This window comes from Noviherbaspirillum sp. (genome assembly GCF_035654295.1).
Lineage (GTDB): Bacteria > Pseudomonadota > Gammaproteobacteria > Burkholderiales > Burkholderiaceae_D > Noviherbaspirillum.
This window is the reverse complement of sequence record NZ_DASRXF010000016.1, coordinates 42,521-60,408: the sequence shown is the minus strand read 5'-3', so window position 1 is coordinate 60,408 and position 17,888 is coordinate 42,521. Positions and strand designations below refer to the sequence as shown.

Sequence of the window (17,888 nt, the reverse complement as noted above, 5' to 3'; positions counted from 1 at the left end):
AGAACCATGCGTGCCATCCTCATCAGGGAACACGGCGAGCCCGAGTCCCTCAAGATCGAAGACGTTCCCACTCCCGCCATCGGCGACGATGAGGTGCTGATCGACGTGAGCGCCATCGGCGTCAACTATCCCGACCTGCTCGTCATCGGCGGCCAGTATCAGATCCTGCCGCCGCGCCCGTTCAGTCCCGGCAAGGATGCGGCCGGTGTCGTCGCCGCGGCCGGCAGCCGTGTGACATCGTGCAAGCCCGGCGACCGCGTCGTGGCGCAGGTCGAGTACGGCGCCTATGCCGAGCAGCTCGTGGCGCGCGGCGAGAACTGCTTCGTCATCCCGGATGCGATGTCCTTCACCGACGCTGCGGCCATGGGGCTGGTCTACCAGACCGCGCATTTCGCGCTGATGGAACGCGGCCAGTACCGTACCGGGGAAACGGTGCTGGTCACCGGCGCCGGCGGCGGCGTTGGATTGGCCGCCATCCAGATCGCCAAGGCGCTCGGGGCCACCGTGCTCGCCGGCGTGCGCCACGAAGCCCATGCACAGCTTGCGCGCGAGAGCGGTGCCGACCACATCATCGACCTCGGCGTGGACAACCTGAAGGAGGAAGTCCGCCGCCAGGTACACGCGGTGACGGACGGCCGCGGCGCCGACGTGGTGCTGGACCCGCTCGGCGGCGATGTCTTCGACGCCAGCCTGCGCGCCATGGCGTGGCGCGGCCGCATGGTAGTGATCGGCTTTGCCGCCGGCCGCATTCCGACCATCAAGGCCAACTACCTGCTGGTGAAGAACATCGCGGTGTCCGGCCTGCAGTGGAGCGATTACCGCGAGCGCGATCCTGCCTGGGTGCGGCGCGTGCAGGATGAGCTGTTCGCGCTGTACGCCGCCGGCAAGCTCAAGCCGAAGGTGATGCGGGCCTTCCCCATGGACCAGTTCGCCGAAGCGCTGTCCCTCGTCAAGCACGGCAAGGTGAACGGCAAGGTCGTCCTGACTACACAATAATGAGGAGAGCCTGATGAGTAATGCATTGGCAGCATCGACCCTCGTCGCCGTCGTCGGCAGCGGTGCCATGGGTTCGGGTATCGCCCAGATCGCCGCCGCCGCCGGCCACACGGTGAAGCTGTACGACACCCGGCCCGAAGCGGTGGAGAAGGCCATTGCTGGCATCCGCAAGACCTTCGGCATGCTGGCTGAAAAGGGGCGCATGAAACCGGAGGAAGCCGACGCCGCGGGCGGCCGCCTGCAAGCGGCGGGAGCCATCGCCGAACTGGCCGGCGCCGGCCTCGTGGTCGAGGCCATCGTCGAGAATCTCGACATCAAGCGCCAGTTGTTCGCCGACCTGGAAAAGGTGGTCGCCCAGGACTGCATCCTCGCCACCAATACATCGTCGATTTCCGTCACCGCTCTGGCGGCGAAACTGGCGCATCCCGGGCGCTTCGTCGGCATGCATTTCTTCAATCCGGTGCCGCTGATGGCGCTGGTGGAAGTGATCAGCGGACTGGCGACGGATGCACAAGCCGCCGACCGCATCTTCGATACCGCGCTTGCCTGGGGCAAGTCGCCGGTGCACGCGAAGTCCACGCCAGGCTTCATCGTCAACCGCGTCGCCCGGCCGTACTACGCGGAGGCGCTGCGCCTGCTGAACGAGCAGGCCGCCGATCCCGCCACCATCGATGCCGTCATGCGCGAAGCCGGCGGCTTCCGCATGGGGCCGTTCGAGCTGATGGACCTGATCGGGCATGACGTCAACTTCGCTGTCACGCAGTCGGTCTTCAATGCCTACTTCAACGACCCGCGCTTTACGCCCTCCCTGGTGCAGCAGGAACTGGTCAACGCCGGCTTCCTTGGCCGCAAGAGCGGGCGCGGTTTCTATCGCTATGACGACGGCAGCAAGCCGCAGCCGGCGTCAGAGGATGCCGCGCCGCATCCCGCGCGCGTGACTGTATCGGGCCGTTCCCCCTTCGTCGATGCCGTCGTATCGCAGGCACAGGCAGCCGGAGTGGACGTGACCGCGCAGGAAAGTAGCGGCGACGACGCGCTGATTCAGTGCGGCGACGCCGTGCTCTGTCTCACCGATGGGCGCAGCGCCACCCAGCGCGCAGCCGAGGAGGGCAGGCCCAATCTCGTGCTGTTCGACCTCGCGCTGGACTACGGCAAGGCCGTCCGGCTGGCCGTGTCGGCCTCGGAACAGTGCGACCCGCAGGCATTCCTCGCCGCGGTCGGCTTCCTGCAATCGGCAGGCTATGCCGTGTCACGCCTTGCCGACGTGCCCGGCCTCGCGGTGATGCGCACGGTGGCGATGCTGGCCAACGAGGCCGCCGATGCGGTGAACCAGGGCGTGTGCGACGCCGCCGGCGCGGATGTCGCCATGCAAAAGGGCGTCAACTATCCCCGCGGGCCGCTGGCCTGGGCGGACAGCATCGGGGTGGCCTATGTGATGCGCGTGCTGCTCAATCTTGCACGCTTGTACGGCGAGGACCGCTATCGCGTGTCGCCGCTGATCCAGAAGAAGGTGTGGAGCGGCCACCGCTTCCATCCGTGATATTTTTTCAGAGGAAACAGCATGAATTCCGCGTTCATTTGTGACGCTGTACGTACCCCGTTCGGCCGCTACGGCGGCACCTTGTCGCAGATCCGCGCCGATGACCTCGCCGCATTGCCGATCAAGGCACTGATGGAGCGCAACGCCGGCGTCGACTGGCAGGCGCTCGATGATGTCTACTACGGCTGCGCAAACCAGGCAGGCGAGGACAACCGCAACGTCGGCCGCATGGCCGCCTTGCTGGCCGGGCTGCCTGCCGAGGTGCCGGGAAATACGATCAACCGTCTCTGCGGCTCGAGTCTCGATGCGGTCGGGACCGCCGGGCGCGCCGTGCGGTGCGGCGAGCAGGAGCTCATCATTGCCGGCGGCGTCGAGAGCATGAGCCGCGCGCCCTTCGTGATGGGCAAGGCGGATACCGCCTTCTCGCGCAGCATGAAGATGGAGGACACGACCATCGGCTGGCGCTTCATCAATAGCCAGATGAAAGCGAAGCACGGCGTGGATTCGATGCCGGAAACAGCCGAGAACGTCGCCGCTGAATTCGGCATTGCACGCGCGGATCAGGATGCCTTCGCCTTGCGCAGCCAGCAACGCTGGGCGGCGGCGCACGCTTCGGGATTTTTCGCCGGTGAGATCATTCCCGTCAGTATCCCGCAGAAGAAGGGGGAGACGAAGCTGTTCGACACCGACGAGCATCCGCGCGGCGACACGACGCTGGAAGCGCTGGTAAAACTCAAGGGCGTGGTCAGGCCGGATGGCTCCGTCACTGCCGGCAATGCGTCGGGCGTGAATGACGGCGCATGCGCGCTGCTCATCGCCTCCGAGGAAGCGGCTGTCAGGCACGGACTGACGCCGCGCGCACGCATCCTCGGCATGGCAACGGCCGGCCTGGCTCCTCGCATCATGGGCTTCGGTCCGTCTCCGGCCAGCCGGAAGGTGCTGGCGCTGACCGGGTTGCGTATCGAGCAGATGGATGTCATCGAGCTCAACGAAGCATTTGCCGCCCAGGCGCTCGCGGTGACCCGCGACCTCGGACTCGCCGACGATGCGCCGCATGTGAATCCCAATGGCGGCGCGATCGCAGTTGGCCACCCGCTCGGCGCATCGGGCGCACGGCTCGTGACCACGGCTTTGAACCAGCTCGAGCGCTCCAACGGACGCTATGCACTGTGCACGATGTGCATCGGCGTGGGGCAGGGTATCGCACTCATCATCGAGCGGGTCTGAGACGGGTGGGGTGCATGGCGGGTTTCGCTTCGCTCTACCCACGCTACGGTTCTTTATGGGCGGTGGTGGGTTTCGCTTCGCTCTACCCACCCTACGTTTTTCTATAAGCACTGTAGGGTGGGTAAAGCGCAGCGAAACCCGCCACGCGCTCCGGCAAGGAAAAGACTCCATCCGCACCTGCGTTAAACTAGTCAGGTTCAACCAGGAGATACCGATGCCTCAATTCAAAGCCTACCTTATCGAGCAGTCGGCCGACGGGCAGGTCGGCGGGCGCCTGACCACGCTTTCGCCCGAGCAGCTGGATGCCGGTGAAGTGACGATCCGCGTCCACTACTCCAGCATCAACTACAAGGACGCGCTCGCGGCAACCGGCAAGGGCAAGATCATCCGCCGCTTCCCCTGCGTGGGCGGCATCGACATGGCCGGGGAAGTCACGGAGAGCACGGACCCGCGTTTCACCCCCGGCCAGAAAGTGATCGCGACAAGTTTTGATATCGGCGTGTCGCACCACGGCGGTTACGCGGAGTACGCCCGCGTGCCGGGGAAGTGGGTTGTCGCCTTGCCTGACGGACTCGATCTGAAGGAATCCATGGCGCTTGGCACCGCCGGCTTTACGGCGGCGCTCGGCATTGTTCGCATGGAAGACAACGGCCTTGCCCCGGGCAATGGGCCGGTCGTCGTCAGCGGCGCCACGGGCGGCGTGGGCGGTCTTGCCATCGACATGCTGGCGCGGCTCGGCTATCACGTCGTTGCGCTGACCGGCAAGGAGAGCGAGTCGGACTATCTCAAGATGCTCGGCGCCGCCGAGATCAAGCCGACTTCCTCCATCGACTTCGACAAGGTCCGCCCGCTCGAAGCAGGGCTCTGGGCCGGCGCCGTCGACAACGTGGGCGGGCCGATCCTGCACTGGATCCTCGCCACGATGAAGCAGGCCGGCACGGTCGCCAGCATCGGTAATGCGGCAAGCGCCAAGATGGACACGACCGTGTTCCCGTTCATCCTGCGCGGCGTCAGCCTGCTCGGCGTGGATTCCGGCTACATGGGGTTCCCGACGCGGCAGAGGGTTTGGGACCGCCTCGCATCCGACCTCAAGCCGCGCCATCTCGACGCCGTCACACGCGTCGTTGACTTCGACGACCTGCCTGCTTGCTTCGACGACTTTATTGCCGGCCGTGTCAAAGGACGTACCGTCGTCCGGATCGCATAGCGGCTGCGCCCGATCATTTGGACATGCAGGAACACGTTTGGCAGGTGAGCCGAAAGGTATGGCAAGCCGCAGCGTAAGGATGCTCGGCGTTATACCTTAAAGATATCGCCGCGGACCGAAATGATATTGGACGCTCATCGCGACGGCACATACCATGATTCCATCACTGGAATGAAAGGAGTCTGCGATGAAGAATGAGTTCGATCGAAGCGAATTGCTGCGCCGGGTCACCGAGGCAAGGGCCAAGGACGGCAACGAACGGGTACGGACCATTACGAAGCGCGTTGTCGCCGACCTGTTCAAGACGATCGAGGAATTCGAGGTCAAGCCCGTGGAGTTCTGGGCGGCAATGCAGTGGCTGTCCCGTCTCGGCGCGAGCGGACAGATCGGCCTGATCACCGCAGGCCTGGGCTTCGACCGCCTGCTCGACATTCTCGAAGATGAAGCGGATGCGCGCGCAGGGCTTGCCGCCGGAACGCCGCGCGCCATCGAAGGCCCGCTGTATGTGCCGGGGGCGCCGCAGTCCGAGTACGAGGCACGCCTGGACAACGGGAAAATGCCGGGCAGCGTCTATGTCATGGAAGGCACGGTGCGCGACATCGAAGGCAATCCGTTGCCGGGCGCCGTCGTCGATGTGTGGCACGCGAACGAGAAGGGCGCCTACTCGCATTTCGATCCCAGCCAGGAACCCTACAACCTGCGCCGCCGTATCGTCACCGACGCGCAGGGCCGTTACCGCTTCCGCAGCGTGCTCCCGCCGGGTTATGCGATCCCGCCGGACAGCCCGACCTCGGAACTGTTCGACCTGCTGGGCCGCCACGGCAACCGGCCTGCACATATCCACTTCCTGGTGTCGGCCGGCGGCAAGCGCGCCCTCACCACGCAGGTCAATATTCCCGGCGATACCTATATCGACGACGACTTTGCCTTCGCCACCCGCGACGGCCTCGTCGTGACGCTCGAAGAGGTACCGGCACAGGGTGGATACGAATCGCTCGGCATCGACTTCGCCTTCACCCGCATCCGCTTCGATTTCAAGCTGCAGCCCGCCGCCGGCGAGCAGGACGCCCTGCACCTGGGACGTTACGAACGGGCTGTTGCGCCGAGCGCTGCCTAATCGCAGGATTGGACATCCATGATCGATAAAATCCTTCCATCCCTCTCCGCCGCCGTCGCCGATATCCCCGACGGCGCGACGGTCATGATCGGTGGTTTCGGTACGGCTGGCATGCCGTCGCAGCTCATCGACGCGCTCATCGAACAGGGCGCGCGGGAACTCACCATCATCAACAACAATGCGGGTAATGGCGATACCGGACTGGCCGCGCTGCTCAAGGCGAAGCGCGTGCGCAAGATCGTCTGTTCCTTCCCGCGCCAGACCGACTCGCATGTGTTCGACGAGCTGTTCCGCCGCGGCGAAATCGAGCTCGAACTCGTCCCGCAGGGCAACCTGGCGGAGCGTATCCGCGCTGCGGGCGCCGGCATCGGTGGTTTCTACACGCCGACCGGCTACGGCACCCTGCTGGCCAAGGGCAAGGAATGCCGGGAGATCAACGGCCGCCACTATGTCTTCGAATTGCCGCTGCATGCCGACTTCGCCCTGATCAAGGCGCTTGCCGCCGATCGCTGGGGCAATCTCGTGTATCGCAAGACGGCGCGCAACTTCGGCCCGATCATGGCGAGCGCGGCGAAAACCACCATCGTCCAGGTCGATCAGGTGGTGCCGCTGGGCGAGCTCGATCCGGAGGCAGTCGTGACCCCGGGCATCTTCGTGCAGCGCGTGGTGCGCGTGACGGACAAGGAGCAAGAATGAAACGCTTGACGCGAGACGAAATGGCGCAGCGCGTGGCGCGCGATATTCCCGAGGGGGCCTATGTGAACCTCGGGATCGGCGTGCCGACACTGGTTGCCAATCACATCGGCGACCGCGAGATTATCCTGCACAGCGAGAACGGCGTGCTGGGGATGGGCCCGGCGCCTGCGCCCGGTGAGGAGGACGGCGATCTCATCAATGCCGGCAAACAGTTCGTGACGCTGCTGGCGGGAGGCGCGTATTTCCATCATGCCGACTCGTTCGGAATGATGCGCGGCGGTCATCTCGACTACTGCGTGCTCGGCGCGTTCCAGGTCTCCGCTCGCGGCGACCTGGCGAACTGGCATACCGGTGCGCCCGGCGCCATTCCCGCCGTCGGCGGAGCGATGGACCTCGCCATCGGTGCAAAGAAGGTATTCGTGATGATGGAACACCTGACCAAGCAGGGCGAGAGCAAGATCGTGGCGCAATGCAGCTATCCCTTGACCGGCATGAACTGCGTCAGCCGTATCTATACCGACCTCGCCATGCTGGAAGTCGGCAAGGATGGCCTGCACGTCCGGGAAATCTATTCGGACATCGGCTTTGAGGAACTGCAGGAGCTGACCGGCGTGCCGCTCATCGACACCCGGACAGAGGGTGGTTCCGGACGATGAATGCCGCCTGTCACGACGGCCACCTATCAGCTGCAGCGCACGCGCGGATGGTTTGCCCTGTGGACGATGTGCCTCGGGGTGGGGCAGGGGATCGCCGTTGCCATTGAACGTGTTTAATCGAGGAAGCAATGCCTGTTGCCGAATTGGGTAGTACCCGCATCCATTACCGTATTGACGGCGATCCGGGCAAACCCGTGCTTGTCCTGTCAAACTCGCTTGGCACCAACCTGGAAATGTGGGCGCCGCAGATCGCGGGATTGAGCGAGCACTTCCGTGTCCTGCGGTATGACACCCGGGGCCACGGTCAATCCGGCGTGCCGCCCGGCCCCTATACCATGGCCCGCCTTGCTGCCGATGTCGTTGACCTGCTGGATTACCTCGGCATTGCGAAGGCGCATTTCTGCGGATTGTCGATGGGCGGAATCACAGGCATGCGGCTCGCGCTCGATTTTCCCGAGCGCATAGACAGCCTCGTGCTCAGCAATACCGCCGCCTTCATCGGCCCGCCCGACAACTGGACCGCGCGTGTGGAGAAGGTTCGCGCCGAGGGCATGGAGTCGATCGCCGATGCAGTCGTCGCGCGGTGGCTGACGCCGGATTTCGCGCAGGCGCACGGCGAGCTGGTGGCGCAGCTGCGCCGCATGCTGGTCGCCACCGATCCTGAAGGCTACGCCGCCAACTGCCATGCGGTGCGGGATGCTGACCTGCGCGAGGAAGTAAGAAACATCGCCGCACCGACGCTGGTCATCGCCGGCAACGGTGATCTGCCTACGCCGCCGTCGGATGCCTTGTATCTTGTGAAGGCGATCCGCGACGCCCAGTACGTGGAGCTGAATACGGCGCACATCGCCAACCTGCAGCAGCCCGTCCGCTTCACAGATGCGTTGCTAGCTTTCCTGAAGGCCTAGCAGTAAACCTGTCCTCCCGGCGACGGAGCGCTGAACGGCTCCTTCCCCCTTGCAGGGGGAAGGCTGGGATGGGGTAGTGACGCTGATTACACCTCTGCGACGGCTCAACCGCACTACCTCCACCCTAACCCTCCCCCTGCAAAGGGGAGGGAACCGGAGAGGCGGAATCGGGCGCAGCATGTACCCGCGCGGCCTCGATAAACCGTTGCAAATCCGGATTCGCATCGCCCGCGCGCGTGTTCATGATGACCGGTGAGGCCACGTCCTTTTCATGCAGCGCGTGATACACGATGTCGTCACGCCGCAAGCGCTGCACCGATCCCGGCACCAGGGTCACGCCCAGTCCTGCGGCAACAAGGCCGATCGCGGTCTGCATTTCGTTGGCGTCGATCACATTTTTCAAATTCAGGCCGCGCACGCGGAACTGCTGCAGCACCTGGTCCGCATAGCTCGGCCGCGGGCGGGCAGGGTAGAGGATGAACGGCTCGGAGGCGAGCATCGCCAGGGAGATGTGCGGCTCCTTGGTCAGCGGATGCCGGCACGGCAGCGCGACCGCCAGCGGTTCCTGCGCGAGCACTTCGCATACAAGCTGAGGATCGTCCAGCGGCAGGCGGCCGAAGCCGGCGTCGATGCGGCCGGCCTTCAAGGCTTCCGCCTGCTGGATGGATGTCATCTCCGAGAGGACGACTTCGACGCCCTCGCTGTTTTCCCTGAAGCTCCGGATCAGGCCCGGAAGGAAGCCGTAGAGCGCCGACGGCACGAAGCCGATCCCGAACCACCGCCGCTGGCCTGCACTGATGCGGCGCGTCGCCGCGCGTACCTCGTCGAGCCGGCCCAGCATCTGCGTGCACTGCTCCAGGAAGAACACCCCGGCCTTTGTCAGCGCCAGCGGCCGCGCATTACGGTCGATCAGTTCCGCACCGAGCTCTTCCTCCAGCTGCCGGATCTGGCGCGACAGCGGGGGCTGGGCGATATGCAACTGCTCGGCCGCGCGGGTGAAGTTGAGCGTGCGCCCGAGCACTTCGAAATAACGCAATTGCCGCAGTTCCATCGATACCTCCTGAGTATGGCGCAGGATGGAAATGATATTGGACGCATGAAGAGGCTGCACCTACCATCCTCTTGACAGCCTTATCCAGCCAGCACTCTCTGAACACATGGACTCTAACATCAAACCTGTTCCCGTCACATCGCTCGAAGCCGTGATCGTCGACCTTCCGACCATACGCGAGCATCGGCTGGCAATGACCACCATGCGCACCCAGACGCTCGTCATCCTCCGACTGAGATGCGCCGACGGCATCGAAGGCATCGGCGAAGCGACGACCATCGGCGGACTCGCCTATGGCGACCAAAGCCCCGAGTCGATCAAGCTCACGCTCGACCGCTACGTGACCCCGCTGGTCGTCGGCGAGGACGCGCGCAGCGTCAACGCCGTCATGGCGCGCGTGGCGCGATCCGTGCAGGGCAATGCCCTTGCCAAGTCCGCCCTCGAAACCGCACTGCTCGACGCGCAGGGAAAGCGGCTCGGCGTCCCGGTGCACCAGCTTCTCGGCGGCGCGGTGCGCGAGTCGCTTCCCGTGCTGTGGACGCTGGCCAGCGGCGACAGCCGGCGCGACATCGCCGAAGCCGAGGAATTGCTTGAGCTGCGCCGGCACAAGGTGTTCAAGCTGAAGATCGGCAAGCGCGATCCCCGGGACGATGTGAAGCACGTCGCTGCCATCAAGGCCGCGCTGGGCGAACGAGCGGAGCTTACGGTGGACCTCAACCAGGCCTGGAGCGAGGCCATCGCCTGCCGCTTCATTCCTGAACTGGAGGCTGCCGGCGTGATGCTGGTCGAGCAGCCCATCGCGCGTGAAAACCGCCGCGGGCTGGCGCGTCTTGCACAGCGCTTCGACGTGCCGATGATGGCTGACGAAGCTGTCCATTCCGCGCACGACATGTTCGATTACGCGTGTCATGAGGCTGCCGACATCGTCGCACTCAAGATCGGCAAATCGGGCGGCCTGCTCGGCGTGCTGCGTTGCGCGGCGGTGGCCGACGCCGCCGGCATCGGCTGCTACGGCGGCACGCTGCTCGAGGGCAGCATCGGCAGCATCGCATCGGCGCATGCCTTTGCCGCCTGCGCAACGCTCGAATGGGGCACCGAACTGTTCGGCCCCTTGCTGCTCAAGGACGACATCGTGGTGGAACGTCCCGGCATCGTGAATTACGCGCTCGCCCTGCCGCAGGCGCCGGGTCTCGGTGTCGCGCTCGACGAAGACAAGCTTTCCCATTACAGCAGAAAACATTAAGGAGATCGCCATGTTGTTTCTGGTCCGCATGGATGTAGACATTCCGCGCGACATCGCGCCCAAAGTCGCTGACGATATCAAGGCACACGAAAAGGCCTACGCGCAGGAACTGCAGCGCATCGGCAAATGGGTCCACCTCTACAGGGTGGTTGGAGAGTATGCGAACTACAGCGTGTTTGATGTCGAATCGAATGACGAACTGCATGCGCTCCTTTCCGGCCTGCCCTTGTTCCCGTTCATGAAAATCAAGGTGACCCCGCTCGCCAAGCACCCATCCGCGATCGCTTGAAGCGGTCCATTTGCCAACAGGAGATGACATGAAACTTGCATTTGCAAAACTGCTATCCGCCAGCATGTTGCTTGGCACCGCATTCGGCGCCGTTGCGAACGACAACTTTCCGAACCGTCCGATCAAGTGGGTAGTGCCGTTCACGCCGGGCGGCGCGATGGACAGCATGGCGCGATCCATAGGCGAGCGTCTTTCCCAGAGCCTGAAACAACCCGTCATCATCGAAAACCGCCCCGGTGCCGGAGGCACGATCGGCTCGTCGATGGTCGCAAAATCCGAGCCCGACGGCCACACGATGATGATTGTCTCCATCGGCCATGCGGTGAATCCCGCGTTGTACCCCAAGCTGTCGTATGACCCGGTGAAGAGCTTCGAGCCTGTGAGCCTCGTGGCGATCGTGCCGAACGTGCTGGTGGCCGGTCCGGGGATCAAGGCGAACAACGTGACCGAGCTGATCGCAGCCGCCAAGGCCCAGCCTGGAAAGATGACCTACGCCTCCGCCGGCAACGGAACCACGATTCATCTCCGCGCCGAGTTGTTCAACGCGATGGCCGGCGTCGATATTCTGCACGTCCCCTACAAGGGCAGCGCGCCGGCGATGACCGATCTTCTCGGCCGGCAGGTGGACATCATGTTCGACTCCGTCTCCTCGGCCAAGCCGCACATCGACTCGGGCCGGCTCAAGGCGCTGGCGGTGACGACGACGAAGCGGTCGAGCGTTCTGCCCGACGTGCCCACGCTGAGCGAAGCCGGCCTGAAGGGTTATGAGCTCAACGGCTGGTATGCGGTGTTCGTTCCCGCCAAGACCCCGCGTGCGATCGTGGACCGTCTCAATGCGGAAATCACCAACGCCATCAAGCATCCGGACGTCGCCAAGCGGTTTGCGCAACTGGGCGCGGAACCGGTCGGGTCTTCTCCAGAAGAATTGGCGAAGTACCTGGATTCGGAAATGAAGCGCTGGCCCGATATCATCCGGGCGAGAAACATCAGTGCCGATTGAGCAAGGCGTTTATTCATGCATGAGGGCGGGCAACGGCGTTGCCGCCCAGCCCTCTCATGCATTGGCAATGCAGACCCAACCCGTCGCGAATTTTCCACACAAGGTCGCGGCAGTCCCTTAGTCCTCTCATTCTTTGACGCCTCCCAAGCTTGCCCGCCGACGAACTGATATTCAGTAAGTGGCAGCGCCGCGGTACGCGACGGCGCGGCTTCCTGCGAAGAAAAACAATCTATGGAGGCAACATGAAGTTCAAGACTCTCACTGCCTTGGCAGGCATCCTTGGCGTCATGCCGGCGCTTGCACAAACCAGCTTATCCATTTACGGCATTGCCGATGCCGGCATCCAGGCATCGCGCTTCGGCAACGGCACGCAGTACAACCTCGCCAGCGGCCTTGCGGACGGCTCGCGAATCGGTTTCAAGGGAATGGAAGACCTTGGCAGCGGCTTCAAGGCAACGTTTACGCTGGAGTCGCGGTTCGAGCTGGATACCGGCGAGCTGCGCAATGGATATCTCGGCAGGAATCCCGACTTCGCGCTGCTGCAAGGTGCGCCCCTGCCGGCGGCGACATCCGTCGCACTGGCCACCGCGTTGGGACAGAACCCCACCGTCGTCAATGCCAACGGCGCCTTGTTCGACCGTACGGCAATGGTGGGCCTGATCACGCCGGCCGGCGCCATCCTGTTTGGACGCCAGTACACGCCTGCCTATGAAATCGGCGCCATCGCCGATACCTTTGAAACCGGTACGGTCGGCGGCTGGGGAGGTATCACGACCGGTACCAGCGCGCTCTATACGCCGGGCGTCGCCATCCGTTCCAGCAATGCGATCCAGTACCGGCTGCAACTGCCGAACGGCCTTGGCGCATCGCTGATGTACAGCCCCGAAGACCGCGGTTCCGGTTCGCTCGGCGTATCGAACCGCTTCGTCGGCGGGAACGTGCGGTACCAGGCGCACGGATTCAACGTCGGCATCGGCTACAACCGGGAGGACGACCCGTTCGGCGCCCGTTCGCTGCGCACTGGTGTGGTGGGGGGCTCGTACACCCTGGGCAAGATGAAGTTCTTTGCCGGTTACATGACGATGAAGAACGACAACCCCGGCATCGGCTTCGCACTGACGCCGACGATCGCCGCATCGCTCGGCACTGCAGGCGCTGCGCTCGTGCCCGCCATAGTGGCAACGATCAACTCGAACGCACGGCTGGATGCCGACAGCGCCTCGCTCGGCATGCACTACACCATCGGGGCAGGGCGCCTGATGGGCGCGGTTGCCCACACCAGGAACGACCTGTTCCCCGACAGCGACGTGACCTTGATCTCGCTCGGCTACGACCATAACCTGTCCAAGCGGACCGACGTGTACCTGTTCTTCGCCATCGCCAACAACGAGGCGAACGCACAGTACGCACTGGGTGGCGCGGGTTACAGCGGCGGTTTCACCACGCGCGGCGGACAGGATGCGAGAGCGGTGCAACTGGGCGTGCGGCATCGGTTCTGACGCCGAAGTCTGAGCGCGGCAACGTGGACGACCACTTGCGCAATCATGGGGTGCTCATGATCTCCCCGGGGCAGGTTCGCCTGACGCCCGCATTCGACATCCTGCCGCATCTGGAGGCGCCCAACGCCCCGCAGTCGATCGGCGTCGGCGTATTCGGCTGCGCCGGCACGCTGGAAAATGCCTTGAGCCAGTGCGGCCGCTTCTTCCTCGACCCGGAGGAGGCGTTTGACATCGTGCGCGAGGTGAAGGCTGTCGTGGCGGACTGGCGCAAGGTCTTTCGCGAGGCGGGCGCAAGCGACCACGATCTGCGCATGCTTGCCGCATGCTTCGCGTTCGCCGATGCCGCCGAGCGCGATGTGCTTCCACTGCCTCGCCTGCGGGGCAGGCGCAAGCCATGACGGAGTTCCCGGTCGGTTAAGCAGGAAAGGGCGCTCGGCGTGTGGGGCCTCGTGCATCACAGCAATAATTATGCTTTTATCGGAATAACTTGTATTTATTCCCAAAAAAGAATATCTTCTCCTTATTCTTTTCACGGAATAAACTGGTTTTATTCCTCTGGAAGAATAATTGGAGCGCGCCATGACTTCCTCACCGATTCGCACGTCCGGCCAGTTGGGCCCGTATCTGAAATCCCTCCGGCGGGCGCGGGGCTGGTCGCAGGAACAGCTCGGGGCCAGGATCGGCTTGTCCCAGGAACGGATTGCGAAGATCGAGAGCGCGCCGGAGAAAGTGCGTTTCGACTCCCTCCTGACCATCATGATGGCACTGGGTGCGGAATTTCATGCCGTGGATCGCGACGATCCAGGCGTATCGCCGCCAAACGAAGGGGAGGGCTGGTAGTGGCCGGCCGCCCCTCTGCGAAGCGCGTCCTTGACGTCTGGATGAACGGCGAGCTGGTCGGCAAATGGACGCTGGCACCACGCGCCGGGGAGAGCTTCGCCTACGAAGCATCCTGGCTTGCAAGCCCCAGCAAACGTCCTCTCTCGCTGTCCATGCCGCTGGCCGTCGGCACGGCCGCCATCACCGGTCCGATCGTATCCAGTTACTTCGACAACCTGCTGCCCGACAGCGCCGATATCCGCCGGCGCCTTGCGCAGAAATTCGGTGCGGCCTCCACCGGCGCTTTTGACGTCCTGGAGAAGATCGGGCGCGACTGCGTCGGTTCGGTCATGCTGCTTCCCGCCGGATCGGAGCCGCCGCAAGTGCGGCGCATTGACGCTGAACCCTTGACGGACGAACAGGTCGAGCGATTGCTGGATGGGACGATATCGCCTGCCGCACCCGGCGGTCCGCAAGACGATGAACTACGGATCTCGATCGCCGGTGCCCAGGAAAAGACGGCATTGCTTTGGCATGGCGGCAAGTGGTGCCGGCCTCACGGTGCCACCCCGACGACACATATACTGAAGCTTCCCCTCGGCATCGTTGGAACCGCGCAGGCCGACTTCTCGACGTCGGTGGAAAACGAATGGCTGTGCGCACGGATTGCAGAGGCATATGGCCTGCCCGTTGCGCCAAGCGAAATCCGCCGGTTCGGTCGCCATACCGTACTCGTTGTTGAACGCTTCGATCGTCTTGTCCAGCAGGACTGGATCATCCGGCTGCCGCAGGAAGACTTCTGCCAGGCGCTCGGCCAACCGGCGACAAGCAAGTACGAGAGCATGGGCGGCCCCGGAATGGCGGCTATCCTGGACCGCCTGCGCGGCAGTTCGCGCGCCCTCGAAGACCGCCGCAACTTCCTTGCCGCACAGCTGCTCTTCTGGCTGCTTGCCGCCCCCGACGGACATGCCAAGAATTTCAGCATCTTCATCGATCGCGGCGATGCCTTTCGCATGACGCCACTCTACGACATCCTGTCGGCCTGGCCTGCCATCGGGGATGCCCCGAACATGTTCCAGTGGCCGAAAGTAAAACTGGCAATGGCCGTGCGCACCGGCAATGTCCATTACAAGATATGCGAAATCCGCCGGCGGCACTGGAACGCGCTCGCGAAAGTCAACGCGCTCGGAGCGGACTTCGAGGAGACCATCCGGCATTTCATCGATCGCACTCCGAAAGTGATCGACGACGTCGCGGCGCAACTGCCCGGCGATTTTCCGGTTCAAGTGGCTGAGCGGATATTCGACGGCCTCAGAAGCCAGGCCGCGACGCTCGCCACCCAGGAGTCGGGATTCGGCCCAGCGCCGGATTACCTCCCCTGAACGCCGCCTTTCCCTGCGCAAACGATCAAGGAACTTCATTCCCATATCCGCTTCCTACATTGGGCCGCTCAGGCGGCCCGTGTACAAAGGAGAGCATGATGGGACTAGGTTTCGATATTGGACGTATTCTTGAACAGTACGGCGGTGGTGCCAACCCCACCCAGCCGCCGAACGATGTTGAGCAACACTTCGACCAGGTGGCGCAATCGTCGCATCATGACGAACTCGCCGACGGACTGAGCGAGGCATTTCGCTCCAACCAGACGCCGCCGTTTCCCAATATGGTAGGGCAACTCTTCGGCCAGGCGGACACGCAACAGCGCGCAGGCATGATGAACCAGCTTCTCGGTGCGCTCGGCCCCGCGGTCATCGGCTCATTCCTGAACCGTGGCGTAGGCGGAGGCGGCATGCTCGGCGGGCTGCTCGGCGGCGCGATGGGGCAACAGCAGATGAACGTGCGCCCCGAAGACGTGGAACGGATGAGCCCGGATGAATTCCAGGAACTCGCCATGCATGCCGAACGCGAGAATCCCGGCGTGATCGACCAGATGAGCCGCTTCTATGCGCAGAACCCGACCCTGGTCAAAGCACTGGGCGGTGCCGCACTTGCCATCGCACTGGGGAAAATGTCGCAGCGCGGCCGCTAGCGCGGTTGTTTGTCTTGCCCGGCCCCTAACGCGGGGCCGGCGTCTGCACCCGCTCCCGTTGGTTCTGAGCGCCATTTCCGATGCCCGCAGTGTATAGAGAAAGTCGTCGGTGCATGACCACCGCTTGACACTTTCTCTGTTCACCCTTAATGTACCGATGCGTACAAAACATGCCGGGCAATTCATTCAGCTCGGGCAAGTTAGAGGCTCACGCAATAAGAGAAGCAGCAGACATCAACACTTTAGGAGTTGGAGCGAATGAATTCACGCAGGTATCTGGCGGGGGCAGCTATTGTCCTGGCGACGGGCGCCGCCGCAACACAGGCGCAAGAGGTGGTCGTGCGCATCGGCCACGCCGGGCCCCTGTCCGGCCCGATTGCACACATTGGCAAGGACAATGAGAACGGTGCACGCATGGCGATCGAGGAGCTGAATGCGGCAAAACCTGTGATTGGCGGCAGGAATGTGCGGTTCGAGCTGATGTCGGAGGATGATGGCGCCGACCCCCGGCTCGGTACCGCCGCCGCGCAAAAGCTGGCCGATGCAAAAGTAAACGGCGTCATCGGACATGTCACATCGGGGACGACGATCCCCGCTGCCAAGATCTACAGTGACGCGGGCATTCCACAGATTTCTCCATCGGCAACCAATCCTCGTTACACCCAGCAGGGATACAAAACCGCGTTCCGGCTCGTGGCCAACGACGCGCAACTGGGAAGCGTGCTCGGGCGCTACGCGGTCGACACCGTGAAGGCGAAGCGCATCGCGGTGATCGACGACCGCACTGCCTACGGCCAGGGGGTGGCTGACGAGTTCGTGAAGGCTGTGCGCGCCAAGGGCGGAAGTGAAATCGTCACCAGGGAATTCACCAATGACAAGGCAACCGACTTCAACGCCATCCTGACCGCGGTCAAGTCGAAAAAGCCGGACCTGATCTTCTACGGCGGCATGGACGCCGTCGGCGGCCCCATGCTGCGCCAGATGAAATCGCTGGGCATTGGCGCGAAGTTCATGGGCGGCGATGGCGTGTGCACCGAAAGCATGCTGCAACTGGCGGGCGACGCGATCGGTGAAGGGCTTGTGACCTGTGCCGAGGCCGGCGGGATCGAAGACAAGCACAAGACAAAGGTCGACGCGTTCAGGACGGCCTATCGCAAACGCTACGGCTCGGACGTGCAGCTGTACGCGCCCTATGCATACGACGCCGTCATGGTGATGGTGGAATCCATGCGCAAGGCGGGTTCAACGGATCCCGCAAAGTACCTGGGGCAGCTCGCGACGCTCGAATACGACGGCCTTACGGGACGGATTGCATTCGACCCGAAGGGCGATGTCAGGAACGGGACGCTGACCCTGTACACGTTCAAGGAGAAGAAGCGCGTCCAGCTCGGCATCACGCGATGATCTGAGAGGAGACTGCAAACGCGGTAGGCTGGGACGCAATCTCAGCTATCGAAAATGGGCAAACATGCTGGGATTACATCCCAGCCTGCGAACTCTGCATCGCAACTGCCAGCAAGTTCCATATCGATTTTTTCGAATCGTAATAGCAAAAGTTATAGGAAAACATAGAACTATTGCCGGAACTATGAGGAGTTGAGTCTCTCGAAC

18 protein-coding genes are annotated in these 17,888 nt (G+C 63.4%); 17 read left to right on the top strand and 1 reads right to left on the bottom strand.

Going from position 1 to position 17,888, the window contains the following annotated elements; translation table 11 throughout:
- Positions 1-6: 6 nt before the first annotated feature.
- The 8 genes from VFF99_RS01665 (at position 7) to pcaD (ending at position 8,347) form a co-directional block, all read left to right on the top strand.
- The gene (locus VFF99_RS01665) at positions 7-996 is read left to right on the top strand and encodes an NADPH:quinone oxidoreductase family protein (RefSeq protein WP_325014368.1); all 990 of its coding nucleotides are present in this window, start codon (positions 7-9) and stop codon (positions 994-996) included.
- 13 nt (positions 997-1,009) lie between these two features.
- Positions 1,010-2,536: a 3-hydroxyacyl-CoA dehydrogenase PaaH gene (gene paaH / locus VFF99_RS01660; RefSeq protein ID WP_325014366.1), complete on the top strand. Its 1,527-nt coding sequence runs from the start codon at positions 1,010-1,012 to the stop codon at positions 2,534-2,536.
- Between the two features lie 21 nt (positions 2,537-2,557).
- Entirely contained in the window at positions 2,558-3,763 is a 1,206-nt protein-coding gene (gene pcaF / locus VFF99_RS01655) for a 3-oxoadipyl-CoA thiolase (protein WP_325014364.1), read from the top strand.
- Positions 3,764-3,977: 214 nt separating this feature from the next.
- A complete protein-coding gene (locus tag VFF99_RS01650; RefSeq protein WP_325014362.1) occupies positions 3,978-4,970 on the top strand; it encodes an oxidoreductase in 993 nt (330 codons plus the stop codon).
- 187 nt (positions 4,971-5,157) lie between these two features.
- Entirely contained in the window at positions 5,158-6,087 is a 930-nt protein-coding gene (locus VFF99_RS01645) for a dioxygenase (RefSeq protein ID WP_325014360.1), read from the top strand.
- 18 nt (positions 6,088-6,105) lie between these two features.
- Positions 6,106-6,783 carry a 3-oxoacid CoA-transferase subunit A gene (locus tag VFF99_RS01640; RefSeq protein WP_325014358.1) on the top strand — a complete coding sequence of 226 codons (678 nt, stop codon included), beginning with the start codon at positions 6,106-6,108 and terminating at the stop codon, positions 6,781-6,783.
- Positions 6,780-7,439: a 3-oxoacid CoA-transferase subunit B gene (locus VFF99_RS01635; protein ID WP_325014356.1), complete on the top strand. Its 660-nt coding sequence runs from the start codon at positions 6,780-6,782 to the stop codon at positions 7,437-7,439. Before VFF99_RS01640 ends, VFF99_RS01635 begins: the two co-directional genes overlap by 4 nt.
- Positions 7,440-7,567: 128 nt before the next feature.
- A complete protein-coding gene (gene pcaD / locus VFF99_RS01630; RefSeq protein WP_325014354.1) occupies positions 7,568-8,347 on the top strand; it encodes a 3-oxoadipate enol-lactonase in 780 nt (259 codons plus the stop codon).
- Positions 8,348-8,471: 124 nt separating this feature from the next.
- Here pcaD and VFF99_RS01625 read toward each other — a convergent pair whose 3' ends face one another.
- On the bottom strand, positions 8,472-9,398 hold the full coding sequence (locus tag VFF99_RS01625) for a LysR family transcriptional regulator (protein WP_325014417.1): 927 nt from the start codon (positions 9,396-9,398) through the stop codon (positions 8,472-8,474).
- 106 nt (positions 9,399-9,504) lie between these two features.
- Between VFF99_RS01625 and VFF99_RS01620 the strand changes: the two genes are divergently transcribed.
- The 9 genes from VFF99_RS01620 to VFF99_RS01580 all read left to right on the top strand — a co-directional run bounded on the left by VFF99_RS01620 (position 9,505) and on the right by VFF99_RS01580 (position 17,681).
- The gene (locus VFF99_RS01620) at positions 9,505-10,641 is read left to right on the top strand and encodes a muconate/chloromuconate family cycloisomerase (RefSeq protein ID WP_325014352.1); all 1,137 of its coding nucleotides are present in this window, start codon (positions 9,505-9,507) and stop codon (positions 10,639-10,641) included.
- 10 nt (positions 10,642-10,651) lie between these two features.
- Positions 10,652-10,930 carry a muconolactone Delta-isomerase gene (catC, locus tag VFF99_RS01615; protein WP_325014350.1) on the top strand — a complete coding sequence of 93 codons (279 nt, stop codon included), beginning with the start codon at positions 10,652-10,654 and terminating at the stop codon, positions 10,928-10,930.
- 28 nt (positions 10,931-10,958) lie between these two features.
- Positions 10,959-11,930, top strand: a complete 972-nt coding sequence (locus VFF99_RS01610; RefSeq protein WP_414691489.1) for a tripartite tricarboxylate transporter substrate binding protein — start codon at positions 10,959-10,961, stop codon at positions 11,928-11,930.
- Between the two features lie 242 nt (positions 11,931-12,172).
- Complete coding sequence (locus tag VFF99_RS01605) at positions 12,173-13,429, top strand: porin (RefSeq protein WP_325014348.1); 1,257 nt, start codon at positions 12,173-12,175, stop codon at positions 13,427-13,429.
- A 23-nt stretch (positions 13,430-13,452) separates the two neighbouring features.
- Entirely contained in the window at positions 13,453-13,827 is a 375-nt protein-coding gene (locus tag VFF99_RS01600; RefSeq protein WP_325014346.1) for a HipA domain-containing protein, read from the top strand.
- A gap of 181 nt (positions 13,828-14,008) precedes the next feature.
- On the top strand, positions 14,009-14,269 hold the full coding sequence (locus VFF99_RS01595; protein ID WP_325014344.1) for a helix-turn-helix domain-containing protein: 261 nt from the start codon (positions 14,009-14,011) through the stop codon (positions 14,267-14,269).
- Between the two features lie 41 nt (positions 14,270-14,310).
- Positions 14,311-15,630, top strand: a complete 1,320-nt coding sequence (locus tag VFF99_RS01590) for a type II toxin-antitoxin system HipA family toxin (protein ID WP_325014342.1) — start codon at positions 14,311-14,313, stop codon at positions 15,628-15,630.
- Between the two features lie 95 nt (positions 15,631-15,725).
- Positions 15,726-16,277 (top strand): hypothetical protein, encoded by a 552-nt coding sequence (locus tag VFF99_RS01585; protein WP_325014340.1) that lies wholly within the window; start codon positions 15,726-15,728, stop codon positions 16,275-16,277.
- A 258-nt stretch (positions 16,278-16,535) separates the two neighbouring features.
- Entirely contained in the window at positions 16,536-17,681 is a 1,146-nt protein-coding gene (locus VFF99_RS01580) for a branched-chain amino acid ABC transporter substrate-binding protein (protein ID WP_325014338.1), read from the top strand.
- Positions 17,682-17,888: the final 207 nt, after the last annotated feature.